At 69.2% G+C, this 17189-nt stretch carries 22 protein-coding genes; 10 read left to right on the forward strand and 12 right to left on the reverse strand.

Annotation, left to right across the window (positions count from 1 at the left end; translation table 11 throughout):
- The first annotated feature begins 33 nt into the window (after nt 1-33).
- Both ACFHNC_RS16785 and arsB read left to right on the forward strand, forming a co-directional pair.
- The gene (locus tag ACFHNC_RS16785; RefSeq protein ID WP_437170380.1) at nt 34-396 is read left to right on the forward strand and encodes an ArsR/SmtB family transcription factor; all 363 of its coding nucleotides are present in this window, start codon (nt 34-36) and stop codon (nt 394-396) included.
- On the forward strand, nt 397-1488 hold the full coding sequence (gene arsB / locus ACFHNC_RS16790) for an ACR3 family arsenite efflux transporter (protein WP_437170381.1): 1092 nt from the start codon (nt 397-399) through the stop codon (nt 1486-1488).
- Here the strand turns inward: arsB and ACFHNC_RS16795 are convergent.
- Genes ACFHNC_RS16795 through ACFHNC_RS16815 form a run of 5 tightly spaced genes read right to left on the reverse strand, consistent with a single transcriptional unit; the run spans nt 1464 to nt 5533 of the window.
- The gene (locus ACFHNC_RS16795; RefSeq protein ID WP_437170444.1) at nt 1464-3905 is read right to left on the reverse strand and encodes a heavy metal translocating P-type ATPase; all 2442 of its coding nucleotides are present in this window, start codon (nt 3903-3905) and stop codon (nt 1464-1466) included. The genes arsB and ACFHNC_RS16795 overlap by 25 nt on opposite strands.
- A gap of 43 nt (nt 3906-3948) precedes the next feature.
- Complete coding sequence (locus ACFHNC_RS16800) at nt 3949-4185, reverse strand: thioredoxin family protein (RefSeq protein ID WP_437170382.1); 237 nt, start codon at nt 4183-4185, stop codon at nt 3949-3951.
- A gap of 12 nt (nt 4186-4197) precedes the next feature.
- Entirely contained in the window at nt 4198-4887 is a 690-nt protein-coding gene (locus tag ACFHNC_RS16805; RefSeq protein ID WP_437170383.1) for a permease, read from the reverse strand.
- Entirely contained in the window at nt 4824-5240 is a 417-nt protein-coding gene (locus tag ACFHNC_RS16810; RefSeq protein WP_437170384.1) for a permease, read from the reverse strand. The genes ACFHNC_RS16805 and ACFHNC_RS16810 overlap by 64 nt, the downstream gene beginning before the upstream one ends.
- The gene (locus ACFHNC_RS16815) at nt 5237-5533 is read right to left on the reverse strand and encodes an ArsR/SmtB family transcription factor (protein WP_437170385.1); all 297 of its coding nucleotides are present in this window, start codon (nt 5531-5533) and stop codon (nt 5237-5239) included. The genes ACFHNC_RS16810 and ACFHNC_RS16815 overlap by 4 nt, the downstream gene beginning before the upstream one ends.
- Before the next feature lie 205 nt (nt 5534-5738).
- Between ACFHNC_RS16815 and ACFHNC_RS16820 the strand changes: the two genes are divergently transcribed.
- Nucleotides 5739-6557: a tellurite resistance TerB family protein gene (locus ACFHNC_RS16820; protein WP_437170386.1), complete on the forward strand. Its 819-nt coding sequence runs from the start codon at nt 5739-5741 to the stop codon at nt 6555-6557.
- Nucleotides 6554-7621: a mandelate racemase/muconate lactonizing enzyme family protein gene (locus ACFHNC_RS16825; protein ID WP_437170387.1), complete on the forward strand. Its 1068-nt coding sequence runs from the start codon at nt 6554-6556 to the stop codon at nt 7619-7621. Before ACFHNC_RS16820 ends, ACFHNC_RS16825 begins: the two co-directional genes overlap by 4 nt.
- Here ACFHNC_RS16825 and phnE (ACFHNC_RS16830) read toward each other — a convergent pair whose 3' ends face one another.
- Genes phnE (ACFHNC_RS16830) through phnD form a run of 4 tightly spaced genes read right to left on the reverse strand, consistent with a single transcriptional unit; the run spans nt 7622 to nt 11064 of the window.
- Nucleotides 7622-8440 carry a phosphonate ABC transporter, permease protein PhnE gene (gene phnE / locus ACFHNC_RS16830; RefSeq protein WP_437170388.1) on the reverse strand — a complete coding sequence of 273 codons (819 nt, stop codon included), beginning with the start codon at nt 8438-8440 and terminating at the stop codon, nt 7622-7624.
- Nucleotides 8440-9258 (reverse strand): phosphonate ABC transporter, permease protein PhnE, encoded by an 819-nt coding sequence (gene phnE, locus ACFHNC_RS16835; protein WP_437170389.1) that lies wholly within the window; start codon nt 9256-9258, stop codon nt 8440-8442. Before phnE (ACFHNC_RS16835) ends, phnE (ACFHNC_RS16830) begins: the two co-directional genes overlap by 1 nt.
- Nucleotides 9255-10055 (reverse strand): phosphonate ABC transporter ATP-binding protein, encoded by an 801-nt coding sequence (gene phnC / locus ACFHNC_RS16840; protein ID WP_437170390.1) that lies wholly within the window; start codon nt 10053-10055, stop codon nt 9255-9257. Before phnC ends, phnE (ACFHNC_RS16835) begins: the two co-directional genes overlap by 4 nt.
- A 13-nt stretch (nt 10056-10068) precedes the next feature.
- Nucleotides 10069-11064: a phosphate/phosphite/phosphonate ABC transporter substrate-binding protein gene (phnD, locus tag ACFHNC_RS16845; protein ID WP_437170391.1), complete on the reverse strand. Its 996-nt coding sequence runs from the start codon at nt 11062-11064 to the stop codon at nt 10069-10071.
- Between the two features lie 183 nt (nt 11065-11247).
- On the opposite strand from phnD, the gene ACFHNC_RS16850 reads away from it, so the two are divergent.
- The 5 genes from ACFHNC_RS16850 to ACFHNC_RS16870 all read left to right on the forward strand — a co-directional run bounded on the left by ACFHNC_RS16850 (nt 11248) and on the right by ACFHNC_RS16870 (nt 14825).
- A complete protein-coding gene (locus tag ACFHNC_RS16850) occupies nt 11248-12321 on the forward strand; it encodes an AI-2E family transporter (RefSeq protein ID WP_437170392.1) in 1074 nt (357 codons plus the stop codon).
- 212 nt (nt 12322-12533) lie between these two features.
- On the forward strand, nt 12534-13034 hold the full coding sequence (locus tag ACFHNC_RS16855) for a hypothetical protein (protein ID WP_437170393.1): 501 nt from the start codon (nt 12534-12536) through the stop codon (nt 13032-13034).
- A gap of 117 nt (nt 13035-13151) precedes the next feature.
- A complete protein-coding gene (locus ACFHNC_RS16860; RefSeq protein ID WP_437170394.1) occupies nt 13152-13337 on the forward strand; it encodes a CsbD family protein in 186 nt (61 codons plus the stop codon).
- A gap of 90 nt (nt 13338-13427) precedes the next feature.
- A complete protein-coding gene (locus tag ACFHNC_RS16865) occupies nt 13428-14345 on the forward strand; it encodes a PRC-barrel domain-containing protein (RefSeq protein ID WP_437170395.1) in 918 nt (305 codons plus the stop codon).
- A 78-nt stretch (nt 14346-14423) separates the two neighbouring features.
- Nucleotides 14424-14825: a hypothetical protein gene (locus tag ACFHNC_RS16870; protein WP_437170396.1), complete on the forward strand. Its 402-nt coding sequence runs from the start codon at nt 14424-14426 to the stop codon at nt 14823-14825.
- A gap of 57 nt (nt 14826-14882) precedes the next feature.
- Here ACFHNC_RS16870 and ACFHNC_RS16875 read toward each other — a convergent pair whose 3' ends face one another.
- On the reverse strand, nt 14883-15095 hold the full coding sequence (locus tag ACFHNC_RS16875; protein ID WP_437170397.1) for a hypothetical protein: 213 nt from the start codon (nt 15093-15095) through the stop codon (nt 14883-14885).
- Nucleotides 15096-15252: 157 nt separating this feature from the next.
- Here ACFHNC_RS16875 and ACFHNC_RS16880 point away from each other — a divergent pair, with 157 nt between their 5' ends.
- Nucleotides 15253-15843, forward strand: a complete 591-nt coding sequence (locus tag ACFHNC_RS16880) for a HupE/UreJ family protein (protein WP_437170398.1) — start codon at nt 15253-15255, stop codon at nt 15841-15843.
- Here ACFHNC_RS16880 and ACFHNC_RS16885 read toward each other — a convergent pair.
- Nucleotides 15840-16100 carry a MoaD/ThiS family protein gene (locus ACFHNC_RS16885; RefSeq protein ID WP_437170399.1) on the reverse strand — a complete coding sequence of 87 codons (261 nt, stop codon included), beginning with the start codon at nt 16098-16100 and terminating at the stop codon, nt 15840-15842. The two genes, ACFHNC_RS16880 and ACFHNC_RS16885, sit on opposite strands and share 4 nt — an antisense overlap.
- A 6-nt stretch (nt 16101-16106) precedes the next feature.
- A complete protein-coding gene (locus ACFHNC_RS16890) occupies nt 16107-17189 on the reverse strand; it encodes an exo-alpha-sialidase (RefSeq protein ID WP_437170400.1) in 1083 nt (360 codons plus the stop codon).

Consider the following 17189-nt stretch of genomic DNA (forward strand, 5'->3'; position numbering starts at 1 on the left):
ATCGTTGTTCGACGATAGACGAAGGCGCGTGACGTGGCCGATCTTGCCGAGCCGACGCTGATGCCCGCCGCGGAGGCCGATGCCATCGCCGCACTGGCCAAGGCGCTGGCGCATCCGGCACGGGTTCGGATCATCGCCTTCCTGCTCTCGCGGCCGGGCTGCATCGGCGGGGACATCGTGGACGAGGTCGGCCTCGCCCAATCCACCGTCTCCGAGCATCTGCGGATCCTCAAGGCCTCGGGCCTGGTGGTCGGCACCTTCGAGCATCCGCGCATCTGCTACGCGCTCGACCCCGCCGCGCTGGCCCCGTTGCAGGGGATGATCGGCGCCATTGCGGCGCGTGCCGCGGGGGATGGGGCCGCGAATTGCTACACGCCGGCAGGGAGGACAAGATAGATGTCCGCATTCGAACGCTATCTCTCCCTCTGGGTCGCGCTGGCCATCCTGGTTGGCGTGGTGCTCGGCCAGATCGCGCCAGGGTTTGTCGGGGTGCTGGCCGGGCTGGAATACGGCTCGGTCAATTTCGTCGTCGCCGTGCTGATCTGGTTCATGGTCTATCCGATGATGGTGGCGGTGGATTTCCGCGCCCTCGCCCGGGTGCATGAGCGCCCCAAGGGGATGATCATCACGCTTGCGGTGAATTGGCTGATCAAGCCCTTCACCATGGCGGCCCTCGGCCTGGTCTTCTTCGAGTGGATCTTCGCGCCCTTCATCGAACCGGGCACCGCCGGACAGTACATTGCCGGCATGATCCTGCTGGGCACGGCGCCCTGCACGGCGATGGTGTTCGTCTGGTCGCAGATGACCAAGGGCGATCCGAACTACACGCTGGCGCAGGTCTCGCTGAATGATGCGGTGATGGTCTTCGCCTATGCGCCCATCGTGGCGCTGCTGCTGGGCGTGACCGACATCGTCGTGCCGTGGGAAACGCTGGTGCTGTCCGTGGTGCTCTATGTCGTGATCCCGCTGGCGGCGGGGGTGCTGACGCGGATGCTGATGACGCGCGGCGCCGGCCCCGCTGAGGCGGAGGCCGCGGTCGGTGCCTTCACGGCCAGGGTCAAGCCATTCTCCGTGGTGGGGCTGCTGGCGACGGTGGCGATGCTGTTCGCCTTCCAGGGCGAGGTGATCCTGACTCAGCCGCTTGTGATCGCGATGATCGCCGTGCCGCTGCTGATCCAGTCCTACGGCATGTTCGCGGTGGCCTACTGGGCCGCCAAGGCGTGGCGCGTGCCGCACAAAGTGGCCGCGCCCTGCGCCATGATCGGCACCTCCAACTTCTTCGAACTGGCGGTCGCGGTGGCGATCGGGCTGTTCGGGCTGAACTCGATCGCGGCGCTCGTCACCGTGGTGGGCGTGCTGGTGGAGGTGCCGGTGATGCTGTCACTCGTCTGGTTCGCGAACCGTACAACCCACTGGTTCCCGCCAGAGGGGTTGCCGGCCGATGAGCCTGCCGCAGGCGCGGATCAGGCCGCGGTCCGGTCCCGATAGGCCAGAAGCCGCAGGGCGTTCGCCACCACCAGCAGCGTCGATCCTTCATGGAACACCACCGCCACGCCGAGTTGCAGGCCGGCCAGCGTGGCCGGCACCAGCACGGCCACCATGCCCAGGCTGATCCACAGATTCTGCCGGATGATCCGGTTGGTGGCTCGGCTCAGCCCGATGACGAAGGGCAGGTGGTTCAGGTCGTCGCCCATCAGCGCCACATCGGCGGTCTCCAGCGCCACCGCGGACCCCGCGGCACCCATGGCGATGCCCACCGTCGCATGGGCCATGGCGGGCGCGTCGTTCACGCCGTCGCCCACCATGGCCACCTCCTGCTCCGCGCGGAAGCGCTGGATGGCCGCGACCTTGTCCTCCGGCATCAGATCGCCCCAGGCCTCGTCCAGCCCGACCTGCTGCGCCACCGCCTGCGCGACGCGGCTGTTGTCGCCGGACATCATGACCATGCGGGTAACGCCGAGCTGGCGCAGACGGCGGATCACCCCGGCGGCGGCTTCGCGGGGCGTATCCATCAGGCCGATGGCGCCGAGGTAGTCCTCACCCCGCCGCACCACCATGATGGTGCGGCCACGCGCTTCCAGGTCTGAGATCGAGGCTTGGACGGCGGCCGGTATCGGCGGCCCCTCGATCTCCGCGAACAGCGCGGCCTTGCCGACAAAGACGGGATCCTCGCCGATCCGCGCCGCCAGGCCGCGGCCGGTGAGGCTCCGCACATCCGCCGCCTCCGGCACCGCCACCCCGGCCCCGAGCCTGGCTTGTCCATCACGGACGACAGCCGCTGCGAGCGGATGGTCGCTGAGCGTCTCCACGGCGATGGCGACCGTCAGCAGGGCGTCTTCGACAACGCCGGGCGCCGGCAGCACATCCGTCATCCGCGGCTTGCCTTCGGTGAGCGTGCCGGTCTTGTCGAAGGCGATGGCGCCCAGCTTCCCCAGATTCTCCAGCGGCCCGCCGCCCTTCACCAGCACGCCGCCGCGTGCCGCCCGCGCGACACCGGACAGCACCGCGCTCGGGGTCGAGATGGCCAGCGCGCAGGGGCTGGCGGCGACCAGCACCGCCATGGCGCGGTAGAAGCTCTCGCCGAAGCTTTCGTCGATCACCACCCAGGCGAACAGCAGGATAACGACGAAGACCAGGACGATCGGCACGAAGATGCGCTCGAAGTTGTCGGTGAAACGCTGCGTCGGGGATTTCTGGGCCTCGGCCTCATTTACCATGCGGACGAGCCGCGCGAGGGAGGTGTCCGCCGCCAGCCGGGTGACCTGCATCTCCAGCGCGCCGCTGCCATTGATGGTGCCGGCATAGACGCGGTTTTCCGCCGGCAGACCCTCCGGCCGTGCCGCGGCGCGCGCCGCATCCGCCACTGCGCGCTTGTCCACCGGCACGCTTTCCCCGGTGATCGGCGCCTGGTCGACGCTGCTTTCGCCGAGGGTGACGAAGCCATCGGAGGGGATGCGCGTATTCGGGCGCAGGATGAGGGTGTCGCCGATCAGCAGCTCGGCGACGGGCACCTTCTCCGTTGCGCCGTCCCGGCGGCGTTCGGCGGTGGGCGGCGCGAGGTCGGCCAGGGCCTCGATCGCCCGCCGCGCGCGCCCCATGGCGTAATGCTCCAGCGCATGGCCGATGCTGAACAGGAACAGCAGCAGCGCGCCCTCGGCCCATTTGTCGAGCGCCGCCGCACCGGCCGCGGCGACCAGCATCAGCGTGTCGATCTCGAAGCGGCCGAGGCGCAGGCTGTCCATCGCCTGCCGCAGCGCGAAGTAGCCGCCGAAGCCATAGGCGCCGAGATACAGCACCAGGGGCAGCCAGGCCGGCACGGCGGACAGCCAGGAGGCCAGAAAGCCCACCACCAGCAGCACGCCGCCGAGCAGCGCGAAGATCAGCTCCGAATTGGCGCCGAAAGGCCCGCCATGCGTGTGCTCGTGCTCGTGCGCCTGTGCGGGTGCGGGCGTTTCGTCCCGTGCCGCGACTCCCATGCCGCCCAGCGCATGCCGCAGCGTGGCCTCGGAGGTGACGCTGCGGTCGAATTCGATCCGCACCGGCCCGGCCGACGAGGCATCCGCCTCCAGCACCCCCGGAAGGCGGGACAGCAGGCCGGTGACGGTGCGGGCGCGGCGGGCATTCGGCAGGCCCTGCACCTCCCACAGCACATGGCCGAAGCGCTGCGTCAGCTCGGCGCCAGTGCTGCTCGCAGTCTCCCGCACCCGGGCCAGGCTTGCCAACTGGGGGTCGTAGTGGATGCATAATTGGGCGGGCTGCCCGCCCACCGGCGGAAGCACATGGGCCTGGTCAATACCCTTATGGGCCATCAGGAGGTTGATCAGCCGGCCAACGCAGGCATCGGCCTCCCCGGCCACATCCGGCAGCAGGATGCCGAGGTCGAGCCGCAGGCGTTGCGGGTGCATCCTGCTCACGGGCGTGCGGCCTGTGCGCGGCGCCGCGCCCCGGTCACGCCGCGATCCAGCGGGCGATGTCCGCGGCCTTCGGCAGGCCGCTGGCATGCACCACCTTGCCATCCACCACCAGGCCGGGGGTGGAGGCGATGCCATAGCCCGCGATCTCGGCGTAATCCGTCACCTTCTCGATAGTGACCTCCACGCCGGCCTGCGCTGCCGCATCCTTCACCATCTGCACGGCCGCATCGCAGCGCTTGCAGCCCGGGCCGAGTACCTTGACGTTCCGCATGGTCGTTGTCCTTCAGGCGAAGAGCAGGTTGAACAGGAAGCCCACGGCCAGAATGCCGGTGGCGACCACGCCGACGAAGACGGCGATGAGCTTCACCGACAGCACCTTGCGGAGGATGATCATCTCCGGCAGCGACAGCGCGATCACCGACATCATGAAGGCCAGCACGGTGCCCAGCGCCGCGCCCTTGCCAAGCAACGCATCGACCACGGGAATGATGCCCGCGGCGTTGGAATACATCGGTATGCCCACCACCACGGCGGCCGGCACGGACCACCAGGCATCCTTGCCCATGATGGAAGCGAGCAGTTCCTCCGGCGCATAACCGTGGATCAGCGCGCCCATGGCGATGCCGGCGATGATCCAGTACCAGACGCGGCCGACGATTTCCTTCACCGAATCCAGGCCGGCGCGGATGCGATCGGGCCAGGTGACGACGACCTCCGGCAGGTTCGCGGTACCGGCATGGATCTTCAGCACCCAGGGCTCCAGCCAGGATTCCAGCTTGAGCTTGCCGATGATCCAACCCGCCGTGATGGCGATGCCCAGGCCGAAGACCAAGTAGGTCAGCGCCACCTTCCAGCCGAGCAGCGCGAACAGCAGGCCAAGCGCCACCTCATTCACCATCGGCGCGGCGATCAGGAAGGAGAAGGTGACGCCGAGCGGCACGCCGGCGGAGACGAAGCCGATGAACAGCGGCACCGCGGAGCGGAGCAGAACGGCGTCACGATGCCGAGCGACGCGGCCATGGCATTGCCCACACCCTCTCGCCGCCCCGCCAGCAGGGCGCGGGTGCGTTCCGGGGAGAAGAAGGATCGCACCACGCCCATGGCGAAGACCACCAGCGCCAGCAGGAGCAGCACCTTCGGCGTGTCATACAGAAAGAAGGCGATCGCCTGGCCGAGATGGCTCGCCGGATCCACAGGCAGCAACGACATCGCCCGTTCGGAGAAGGGGATCAACTGGCTGTAGAGGGCGGCCCAGACAACCAAGGCGGCCAGGGTGCCGGCCAGCCACGGCACCACCGATGGCGGGCGGATGGTGGTGGCGCTCATGCGGCGAGACTTTCCGGGTGCGGGGGAAGTTCCAGCGCGGCTTCGACAAGGCGTCGAAGAGGAGCCGGCATGGCGGGGTTGAGCCGGTAGCGGACCCATTGGGCATCGCGCCGGTCCACCACCAGTCCGGCTTGGCGCAGGACCAGCATGTGGCGGGACATGCGGGACTGGCTGGCGCCGAGCAAAGCCATGAGCTCGCAGACACAATGTTCACGCCCGTCGCGCAGGTGGCGCAGCGCTGCCAGGCGGGTGGGCTCCGCCAGGGCGGCCAGCAGGGTGACCGGGTCATGCATGGCGTAATCAATGCGCCTATTCGAATATGCGGTATGACGCATTTACAGAATGGCCGCCATGCGCCGCGCGCCGGTCGGTACGCGTTGGCATGGGGCGCCGTGCCGGCTGCCCTTCGGGGCCGCCGAAACAGCCCGCCGCGCTAGCTGCCGGAATGATGACCGTTGGGCGCTTGCAGCGGGCATCTGCCATCGCAACATCCGCTGCATGATCGACGCCAAATCCCTCCTCGACCGTTTCCTCGGCTCCAGCCAGGGCGCCGCGCCCTCGCCCTGGGGCACCAACCCGGGCCAGGCGCAGCCGCAGGGCACCGTCCAGCCCGGCGGGCAGCCGCCGGCGCAGGGCATGGGTGGTCTGGCCGACATGGCGCGGCAGGCACTGCAACGCGCCGGCGGTGGGTCCATGGGGGGTGGCTCCGGCATGGGCGGCTTTGCCGGCGGCGCGGCGGCGGGCGGCATCCTGGGCCTGCTGCTGGGCGGCAAGGGGATGCGGCGCGGCGGTGGGCTGATCAGCCATGGTGGCGCCGCGGTGCTCGGCGCGCTGGCGCATCGGGCCTGGCAGAACTGGCAGGCCGGCCAGGCCGCCGCGACCGCCCCCGTCGCCACTCCGCAGGACGCCGCCGCGGTCGATCCGCGCTTCCTGCCCGGCGCCAACCCGGCGGCGGGCGGCGAGGCCTTCGAGCTCGCCCTGATCCGCGCCATGATCGGCGCCGCCCGGGCCGATGGGCATATCGATGCCGAGGAACGCGCCCGCATTTTTGCGCAGGTGGACAAGACCGGCATGGACGCCGAGGCCAAGGCTTTCGTCTTCGACGCGCTGGACTCCCCGATCGGTGTCAGCGAAGTGGCCGCCGCGGCGCAGACCCAGGAGCAGGCCAGCGAGCTCTACCTGGTCTCCCGCCTCGCCGTGGATCCGGACCATCCGGCGGAACGCGCCTATCTACAGGCGCTGGCACACCGGCTGAAGCTGCCGGACGGGCTGGTCGCGCATCTCGACCGGCAGATCGACGCCGCCCCCGCATCGTGAAGATCACCCGCGTCGAGACGCATCTGCACCGCAGCGATTTCACCTATGGCGCTGGCGCCTCCAGCGGCGGCGGCAACCTTCGCCTGGCGCGGATCGACACGCTGCTGGTGCGGGTGGAGACGGAGAACGGCCTGCATGGATGGGGGGAGGGCTTCGGCTTCACCCTGGCGCAGACCACGCAGGATGCGGTGGACCGGCTGATCGGCCCCGCCTGCCTCGGCCAGGATGCGCGCGACATCGCCGGCATCGGCCGCATGCTGGCGCGGCGCTTCCACAATTTTGGGCGCAACGGGCCGGTGAGCTTCGGCATCTCGGCCATCGACATCGCGCTGTGGGACATTGCCGGCAAGGCGGCCGGCGTGCCGCTGCATGTGCTGCTCGGCAATGGCAGGCGGGCGCAGGTGCCCGCCTATGCCAGCCTGCTGCGCTACGGCGTGGCCGAGGATGTGGCGCGCAACGCGGCGGAGGCGCGGCGCCGCGGCTACCACGAGATCAAGCTGCATGAGGTGGATCTGGACTGCATCCGCGCGGCGCGCGCGGCGGCGGGCGATCTGCCGCTGATGCTCGACATCAACTGCGCCTGGGATGGCGTGGCGCCGGCGCTGGAGTTCTGTGCGGCGGTGCGCGGGATGAACATCGGCTGGGTCGAGGAACCGCTCTGGCCGCCCGAGGACTTTTCCGATTTTGCGGCGGTGCGGGCCGAGGCGGGCGTGCCGATCGCGGCGGGCGAGAATCTGGGCGGTGCGGAGGATTTCGCGCGGCTGTTCGCCGCCGGCGCGGTGGATGTGGCGCAGCCGAGTGCCACCAAGCACGGCGGCGTCTCCGGCCTGCTTCGGGTCGCGGCCCTGGCGGAGGCGGCGGGGGTGCGGATGGTGCCGCATTCGCCCTATTTCGGCCCGGGCCTGCTGGCGACGCTGCATGTGCTGGCCGCGGCGGACCAGCCGGCGCCGATCGAGATCTATTTTGCGGACCTCGCCACGCCGGTGTTTCCGGCGCTGGTGGCGAAGGACGGGAAGGTCGCGGTGCCCAGCGGGCCAGGGCTGGGGATGGAACCCAGCCTGTAGTCAGATCACCGCGTGACGCACCCGCGCGGAAAGCCATTCGCTGACCAGCACGGTGCCGAGGATCAGCACGAAAATCGTCGTCACCTGCGGCCAGGCCAGCACATTGATGCTGGCCTGCATCTGCATGCCGATGCCGCCGGCGCCGACCAGCCCCAGCACCGTCGCCTCCCGGATGTTGATGTCCCAGCGGAACACCGTGAGGCCGGCAAAGGCGGGCATGATCTGCGGCACGATGGCCCAGCCGAGCACCTGGGGGCGCGAGGCGCCGGTGGCGGTTACGGCTTCGACCTGGGTGGTGTCGATCTCCTCGATCGCCTCATACAGCAGCTTGGCGATGAAGCCGACGCTGCGCAGCGCGATGGCGATGATGCCGGCCAGCATGCCGGGCCCCAGGATGATCACCAGGATCAGCGCCCAGATCAGCGAGTTGATGGAGCGGCTGGCGACGATGATGAACAGCACGACGGGCCGCACGAGCAGCCGGCTCGGCGTGGTGTTGTGCGCGGCCAGGAAGGCCAGCGGCACGCCGATCACCACCGCCAGCGCGGTGCCAATGGTGGCGATGTTGATCGTGTCCCACAGCGGCTTCCAGAGCTGGCTGGCATAGGACCAGCGCGGCGGGAACATGCGCGCGATCAGGTCGCCGCCCTGCCGCGGCGCATCCCAGACGAAGGGCCAGATGGTGCGGTCCGAGATGAAGCTGAAGCAGTACACGCACAGCGCCACCCCGGCGAACCAGCCGCCCCAGACCAGCAGGTCGGCGCGCGGCGTTCGGCGGCGCCAATCCGGCGTGCCGTCGGGTCGAGCGAGAATGGCCATTACTGCACCTTCCGGCGGATCCAGCCGCTGCTGTATTCGCAGACCAGCACGATCGCGATGATCACCAGCAGCACCGCCGCCGCGGTGTCGAATTCATAGCGGTCGAAGGAGGTGTTCAGCGTGTCGCCGATGCCGCCCGCGCCGACCAGGCCGAGCACCGCACTCTCCCGGAAATTGATGTCGAGCCGGTAGGCGGAAAGCCCGATGATCCGCGGCTTCACCTGCGGCAGCACGCCCCAGGCCAGAAGCTGGAACCAGGACCCGCCGGTGGCGCGCACTGCCTCCGCCTGGCTCGCCTGGATATCCTCGATATCCTCCGCGATCAGCTTCGCCATGAAGCCGATGGTGGCAAAGGCCAGGGTCAGCGTGCCGGCCAACGGCCCGAAGCCCACCATGGCGACGAAGACGATGGCGATGATGATTTCCTGGAAGGTGCGGCTGACGGCGATGATGCCGCGGCAGAACAGGTAGATCGGCAGCGGCGCCAGGTTGCGCGCGGCACCGAGCGCCACCGGAATGGACAGCGCGATGCCGACGGCGGTGGAGACCACCGTCATGGTGAGGCTTTCCAGCAGCCCGGCCAGGATGTCATCGCCCTTCGAGGTGAAGTCGGGCGGGAAGAAGCCGCTGAGGAAGCGCCCGGCGCGTTCCACACCTTCGGCCGCGCGGGTCCAGTTCACCTCGATCGTGCCGATCGCCAGCAGCGCGTAGACCAGCGCGCCGAGATAGACGGCGTAGCGCAGCCAGGGCGTGTCGATCAGCGGCGGCGGGCGCCAGGCGCGCGCGGCGGCGGCGGCGTTAAAGGTACTCGCGCTCATGCCACCGCCTCGGCGGCCTCTTCCTCATCCTCGGCCTTGCGGATGGTCTGCGACCAATCCTCCTCGCCATAGATGTCGGTCAGCGCCTGGGTCTGCAGCTCCTCCGCCGGGCCGTCGAAGACGATGCGGCCGGCGCGGAGACCGACGATGCGCCGGGCGAATTGCTGGGCGAGCGCCACGTCATGGATGTTGATGATCGCAGCGAGCCCGCGTTCGGTACACAGTTCGACGATCAGGCGCATGATCTGGCGGCTGGTCTTGGGGTCCAGGCTGGCGGTGGGTTCATCCACCAGCAGCAGCTTCGGGTCCTGCATCAGCGCGCGCACGATGCCGACGCGCTGGCGTTGGCCACCCGAGAGCGCATCCGCGCGCTTGTCGGCCATATGCGCCAGGCCGACGCGGTCCAGCAACCGAAAGGCTTCCTCGATATCCTTGCGCGGAAAGCGACGGAACCAGGAGGACCAGAAGCCGACATAGCCGAGCCGGCCGGACAGCACGTTCTCCATGACCGTCAGCCGCTCGACCAGGGCGTATTCCTGGAAGATCATCCCCATCCGTCGCCGCGCCCGGCGCAGCGCGCCGGAGCCCAGCGCGGTGAGGTTCTCGCCGTCGAGCATCACCCGGCCGGTGGAGGGTTCCACCAGCCGGTTGACGCAACGGATCAGCGTGGATTTGCCGGCACCCGAGGGGCCGATCAGCGCCATCACCTGGCCCGCCGGAATCCGCAGATCGACATTGTCGAGCGCGAGATCCCCGGTCGGGTAGCGCTTGGTCAGTCCCTCGATGTTCAGCAGCACTGTGTATCGATCCTCAGCGGCAGGCGTAGGAGACGCTCATGGCCGCATCGATTTCCCGGATCACGTTCCAATGCTGCTGGTAGGTGATCGGGATGAACTTCTCCGCCGGCGGCTGGCTCTTGCCGAATTCGGCCTGCATCGGCGTGCCTTCCCAGTTGAAGTTGAAGAAGGCGGCGCGGATGCGCTCCACCAGCGCCGGGTTCAGATTGTGCGCGGTGCCGTAGCCGGTGGTGGGGAAGCTGTCGCTGCGATAGATCGTGCGGATCTGCTCGGCCCGCACGACATTGCGCGCCACCATGCGCGTCATCACCGAATTGGCGATGGCGGCGGCGTCGTAGTCGCGATTGGCGACGCCGAGGATCGAATTGTCATGCCGGCCGGAGAAGGCAGGCGTGAAATCCGTGCCGGCGCGCATGTTGAACTGGCTGGCCAGCAGCGCGGACGGCGCCTTGAATCCGGAATTGGAGGTCTCGGAGGTGAAGGCGATGGTCCGGCCGCGCAGATCCTCGATCCGCTGGGCGGTGGAGGACGCCGGGACGATGAATTCCATCTCGTAGCCGAAGGCGCCCGTGTTGCTCGCCATCATGGCGAAGGGCACGAAGCCGGCACAGTTGACGGCCAGCGGGTTGGAGCCGGTGTTGAAGCCCGCAATGTGCAAGCGGCCGGCGCGCATCGCCTCGATCTGCGCGGCATTGGACTGCACCGCGAAGAACTGCACGCGCTTGCCGGTCTCACGCGCCAGGTGGTCCATGAAGGGCTGCCAGACGGTGCGATAGACGGCGGGGTCCTCGACCGGGGTGTAGGCGAAGATCAGCGTCGCGGGGTCGACCAGTTCGCGCGGGTTGGTGGGCGTATCGGCCACCAGGTCCCCGTCGCGATCGCAATAGCGGGCATCGAGCGCGCCGCGCGGGCAATCCTGGGCGGCGGCCTGGCGCGGCTGCCCGGCGAACAGGCCGAGGGCCAGGGCCGAGGTGGCCAGGACACTGGTTGCGAAAAGGCGGCGCAGCATGGCTGAAACTCCCTGGGGTGCAGATGCGGGTGCCTTCTATGGGACACTCCGAGACGGTTCGACGTCAGATTTATGAAGATTGCCGGCGCATGACGCGCTCGGCAAGGATTGTTGCGGGTGTTCGTGATGCAACCCCTTCGCAGCCAGACCGCTTCTCCGGCCACGAGGATGGAGGCGGGTTGCATGGATCGGGGCAGTTCTTGGCAGACGGCACGGCAGGGCGAGGTGGCCTTCCTGCGTCGGGTGCTGATCGTCGCGGCGGTGGTGATCCTGCTGCTGCTGCTGTGGCAGGTGCGGATGGCGCTGCTGATCGCCTTCGCCGGGGTGGTGGTGGCGGTGCTGCTGCTGGCCGCGGCACGACCGGCGGAACGCTATCTCGGGCTGTCGCGAAGCTGGTCGCTGCTGCTGGTGGGCGTGCTGCTGGCGCTCGGCCTCGGCCTGGCCGGCATGCTGGTCGGCAACGAGGTGATGGCGCAGTTCAGCCAGCTTTTGGAACGCCTGCCCGCAGCGGTGTCGGCCTTCGAGGATCGCTTCCGTGTAGAGTTGCCGGGGGTGGAGGAGACGGTGGCCAGTGGCGCGGTCGATACCTCGATGCTCGGCACCCTGGCGGGCCATGCAGCGACGCTGGGCAGCCTGGCGATCGGGGCGGGCACGGCGCTGGTGGTGGCCGTGGTTGGCGCCTTCTTCCTGGCGGTTAATCCGGGCATGTACCGGCGCGGCATCCTGAAGCTGTTGCCGCGGGCACAGCACAGCCGCGCCGATGAGGCGATGGTGGCGAGCGGCAATGCGCTGCGGCTGTGGATCGGCGCGCAGCTGGTCTCGATGACCATTGTCGGCGGACTGGCAGGGCTCGGCACCTGGTGGCTTGGCCTGCCCTCGCCACTGGCATTGGGGCTATTCGCCGGGCTGATGAACTTCGTGCCGCTGATCGGCGCCTTTGCCGGGGCGGTGCCGGCGCTGTTCCTGGCGCTGGCGGAAGGGGGCAACGCGGTGCTGTGGACCGGGCTGCTGTTCATCGCGATCCAGCAGCTTGAATCCAACATGATCCTGCCGCTGGTGGAAAAGCACATGGTCAGCATGCCGCCGGCGCTGCTGCTGTTTTCCGTGGTGGGGGTGGGGCTGTTGTTCGGTGTGCCAGGGGTGATCCTGGCGGCGCCGCTCACCGTCGTGGCCTATGTGCTGGTGAAGAAACTGTATGTCAGTGAAACGCTAGGCCAGCCGACGGAGGTGCCGGGTGAGGTGAAGGATGCAGAATGAAAATCGAGACATGATCCGACTACGGTAAAAGCAGGTCCTTGGTGAGGCGGAAAGGGATCGAACGCTGCCGCGGTTGAGGTGTTCTACACCACAGCCGGACAGCAATCCTTGAAAATGTTGCAGTATATCGCGCCCCCGCTGAAGAAAGACTGTCCGGAAGCGGAAAGGGGCGGGTTGACATGCAACATATCTGTCAACTGGAGGCCAGCCTCATGAAGAATATCCTGAACACCACCGCTCTTGCCGCCACCCTGGTTCTCGGCGGCTACGGCGTTGCACTCGCCCAGGGCAGCGGCACGGCGCCGCACGCCACCGGCACCAGCCAGCAGGGCGCACAGGACCGCGTCGGCACCGCTGAGGCGACGCGCATGAACGAGGCGCAGATCCGCACCCTCCTTGGCGCCCGCGGCTATTCGGATTTCGACGACATGGAGCGTGACGGCGACACCTTCCGCATCGGCACCGCCGAGCGCTACGGCAAGAAGGTCGAGGATCTCCGCGTCGATGCCCGCACCGGCCGAGTGAAGGATGAGGCGCGGCTGACCGAGGACCAGGCCAAGCGCCTGCTGGAGGATCGCGGCTATTCCGATGTCAGCGATGTGAACCGCGACGACAACATGATCTCGGCCACCGCGAAGCGGAACGACCGCGAGCTGCGGCTGCGGATCGACGCCGAGACCGGCGTGGTGACGCAGCAGCAGGCCAGCAACTGAGCATTGGCACGCGCAAGCCGCCTGGCAACTGAGGCGGGCGGCAGCCGTTAACGACCCAGGCGCCCTTCGACAGCAATCGCCGGGGGGCGTCGCCTCAACTCGGAAGGAATCTTCAGAATGGACAAGGATCGCATCGAAGGCGCCGGCAAGCAGGCCAAGGGTGCCGTGAAGGAAGGCGCCGGCAAGGTGACCGGCGACACCTCCATGCAGGTCGAGGGCAAGGCGGATAAGGCGGAGGGCAAGGTCCAGAGCGCCGTCGGTGGCGCCAAGGACAAGGCCCGCGAAGTTCGCGACGGCGACTGAGCCGGACCACCGCCAGAGCACTGCCGCGCCGCGCCGGCGAGCCCATCGGCTCCCGGCGCGGCGTCTTGCGTTGAAAATCAGGAGGATATGATGGCCAATCAGCTTTCGGCCCGGCCGAGCCTGTTCACAACGGCGGCGACCGCAGCGGTGCTCGCCTTCACCTTCGCCGGCGCCGCCCAGGGACAGGGGGTGCCGGTTCCAGCTTCGCCGTTCCCCGCGCCGCAAGCCACGGCACCTGAAACCTTGGCGCCCCAATCCGTGACGCCCCAGTCGGCAGCCCAGCACCGCGCCGTGCCGGGATCGCTTGAGGAGGCGGGGCTGGAACTGCGCGTCGCGCATCAGCAGATGGGCACGGCCCAGGTGGATATCGCACCGCAGGCCATCCAGCGGGCACGCCTCGCCCTGGAGGGCATCAGCCGCAACATCGATCTGGCGGCGCCCGAACGGCTGACGCAGGGCGCAACCGAGGCGTTGCAGCAGCGGGTCGATCAGGCGCGGCGCCTGCTCGCCGCCGAATCGCCCAATGCGTTGCAGGCACGCCTCGCGATTGACGAAGTACTGGCCGCGCTGCCGCCGGTGCAGGCCGCGGTGCAGCAGGTAGCGCCAGCGACCGGTGCCAGCGCCGCCGCGCGCCCGGCCCAATCGGGTGGCATGGGCCAGCAGGCGGTAGCGCCTTCTTCTGGTGGCATGGAATTGTCCCGTCTCACCAACCTGGTCGGCACCAACGTGGTCTCCAGCACCGGCCGCGATGCCGGGGAGATCGAGAACCTGCTGATCGACAGCAGCGGACAGGTGCGCGCGGCGGTGGTGCAGTGGGGCGGGTTCCTCGGCATCGGCACCCGCAGTGCGGTTGTCCCGATCGAGCAGCTTGCCTTCGGCGCGCCGAATGAGCGGGTGCGGATGGATCTGACGCGCGACCAGCTCGAAAGACTGCCGCGCTACGACGCCGACAATTTGGGCGAGTATGGCCGTGCGGAGGGCTGGGGCGCGCTCCGCACCTATCGCTGAGCGGCAAAACGGGCACGGGCGGGGCAACCTGCCCGGTCCTGGGGCGCTGGTATGGGCATGCAAAGAAGGATGCCTCTCATGACCCGAACCCTCTATGTGCCGGCTCTCGTGGGCTTCCTGGCCCTGGGGCTTGTTGCCTGCGACGACAACACCAGCACATCCGAATCGCAGAACGTGCCGGCCGAGACGCGCACCGGCCAGTCCGGCGGCACCGTGGCTCCCACCGCGGCGGGCAGCGGCACCACGAACAGCCCCGGCATGAGCGTGCCCGGTGCCAGCGGCACCGCCCCGATCGGCTCTGCATCCTCGCTGCCGCCCGGCACAGGCTCCGCTTCCGGCGTCACCGAGACGCCGCTTCTCACCCCAGCCGATCCTTCCGGCGCCGCCAATTATGGTTCGACGCCCGGGTCCACGGCCACTGGCAGCCCTGGCGTGACCCGCCCGGGCATGGGCGAGAGCGGTGGCGGTCCGCAGCGCTGATCTGATCCTGCCGGGCGCTGGCACCGCCGCCAGGGCTTTGCCGGAACAGGCGTCGGGCTAGACCGACTGGCGCAGCAGCCCGATCTTCTGCGCCATCGGCCCGCTGCCCGGGAAGGCGAGGGCGACGGCTCTCTGCACCCGGCCGCCCTGCACCGCGCCACCGGCCAGAAAGGCGGCGCCACCCGTGCCGTGGTCGGTGCGGAGATGGCCATTGGTCCGTGCGCGGTGCGGCCGCGTGCGGTAAAGGCCAGCACGGCGGTGCGCGACCAAACCGTGCCCGCAGCGCCCAGATCGTGGCGATCCGTTCAACCTCATGAACGCACGCCCCGTGGCCAAACCCGCGCAAGGCCTTTGACATCTGTGTGAGGGTTTCCGGCGCGGCGGGCCTCCCCTAGCCTGAGCTTCGAACGGATCGGGACAGGGACACATGCGACACCGCCTCGCCATCATCACGGGACTTCTGGCCCTGCCGGGCGCGGCCCTGGCACATCACCCGATGGATGGGGAGGTGCCGTCCACGCTGTGGCACGGCCTGGCCTCCGGCCTCGCGCATCCGGTGATCGGGCCGGACCACTTGGCCTTCCTGCTGGCGATCGGGCTGGTCGCCGGGCTGGCGGGGTGGGGGCTGGCGCGGCCCATGCTGTTCGTTCTGGCGTCCCTGGCCGGCGTTGCCGCGGCCTGGCTCGGGCTGATGCTGCCGGCGGTCGAATGGGTCGTCGCGGCGACGGTGCTGGCGGCGGGGGCCGTGCTGCTGTCGGGCAGGGCGATGCCGGTGGCGGGCTGGATGGCGCTGCTGCTGGTGGCCGGGATCGCGCACGGCCAGGCCTATGCGGCGGAGCTGCTGGGGGCGGAGGCGACGCCGATCCTTGGCTACCTGGCCGGCCTCGCGTTGGTACAGGGCGCACTGGTGGCGCTGGTGGCATGGCTGGCACGACAGGTGCCGGGGCTGGCTGAGGGGCCGGTGCCGCGGCTGCTGGGGGCGGCGGTGCTGGCGGTGGGGGCGGTCGCGCTGGTCTAGCCGCCGCTCATCGCCGTCATCACCAGCATCTCCGACCCCGGTCGCAGCGGGGCGTGCAGCGTGGCCGGCTCGCCATCGACGAAGATGCGGAGGTGGCGGCGGATGGCGGGGGTGGAATCGCAGATCCGGTCGGCCATGCCGGGCCAGCGCGCCTCCAGCCCCGCGATCGCCTGCGCCGCGCTGGCGGCCTCCAGCTCCATTTGCCGCGGCGCGCCGGGGAACAGGCGCGCCAGGGCGGCCGGCAGCAGCACCCGCACCACGGCTCAGGCCCCCAGCACCAGAGTCTCGACGGAGGAGATGGTGGGCAGATGCCGGGCGATGCAGCGCCAGCTCTCGCCCTCATCGGCACTCGCATACAGCTCGCCGCCACTGGTGCCGAAATAGACGCCGGCGCGGTCCAGCTTATCCGTCGCCATCGCCTGGCGCAGCACGCCGAAATAGGCATCCTGCTGCGGCAGCCCGTTCCGCAGCGCCTGCCAGGTGGCGCCGCCATCGCGGGTGCGCCAGACGGCCGCCTTGCCCTCCGGCACGGTGCGCCCGGCCTGGTCGCCATTCAACGGCAGCAGGAACAGCGTGCCGGGGTCACGCGGGTGCGTCGCGGCGGGAAAGCCGAAGCTGGAAGGCAGGCCCTGCTCGATGCTGGTCCAGCTTCGCCCACCATCCGCGCTGCGGTACATGCCGCAATGGTTCTGCTGGTACAGCAGGTCGGGCTGCCCGGGCGCCATCACCAGGCAGTGCACGCATTGGCCGTGTTCCGGATAGCGCTGATCCTCCGGCGCGTAATCCTGCCGCGTGCCGCGGTTGCGTGGCGCCCAGCTTTGGCCACCATCGGCCGTGTGGAACACGCCGCCGGTCGAGATTGCCACCCAGAACTGATCAGGGTCCGCCGGATGCGGCAGCAGCCCGTGCAGGATCAGCCCGCCACCGCCCGGCTGCCATTCGGGGCGGGAGGGATGGTCGCGCAGCCCGTGCACATGGGTGAAGGTCTGGCCGCCATCGGTGCTGCGGAACAGCCCGGCGGGCTCCACCCCCGCATGCAGCACGCCATGCGCTGCGGACAGGCTCCACACCGTCTTGATCGGCGTCTCCCCGGCGTCATAGGCTAGGCCCTGGCTGGAATGCGTCCAGCTTTCGCCGAGATCGGGTGAGGTCCAGACCGCCGGCCCGAACCATTCATTGCCGCCGCCGGCATGGAGGCGACCGGTGGCGGGGTCGGCGATGATGTGGTTGACCGGCCACGTCTCGCAGAACGGCCCCCGGAGCCTCCACTCCGTGCGGGACAAGTCCGCTTCCAGGATGAAGGCGCCCTTCTTGGTGCCGACCAGCAGCAGGACACGCGCGGCCAT

The sequence above is a fragment of the Falsiroseomonas sp. E2-1-a4 genome (assembly GCF_051433165.1).
GTDB lineage: Bacteria > Pseudomonadota > Alphaproteobacteria > Acetobacterales > Acetobacteraceae > Falsiroseomonas.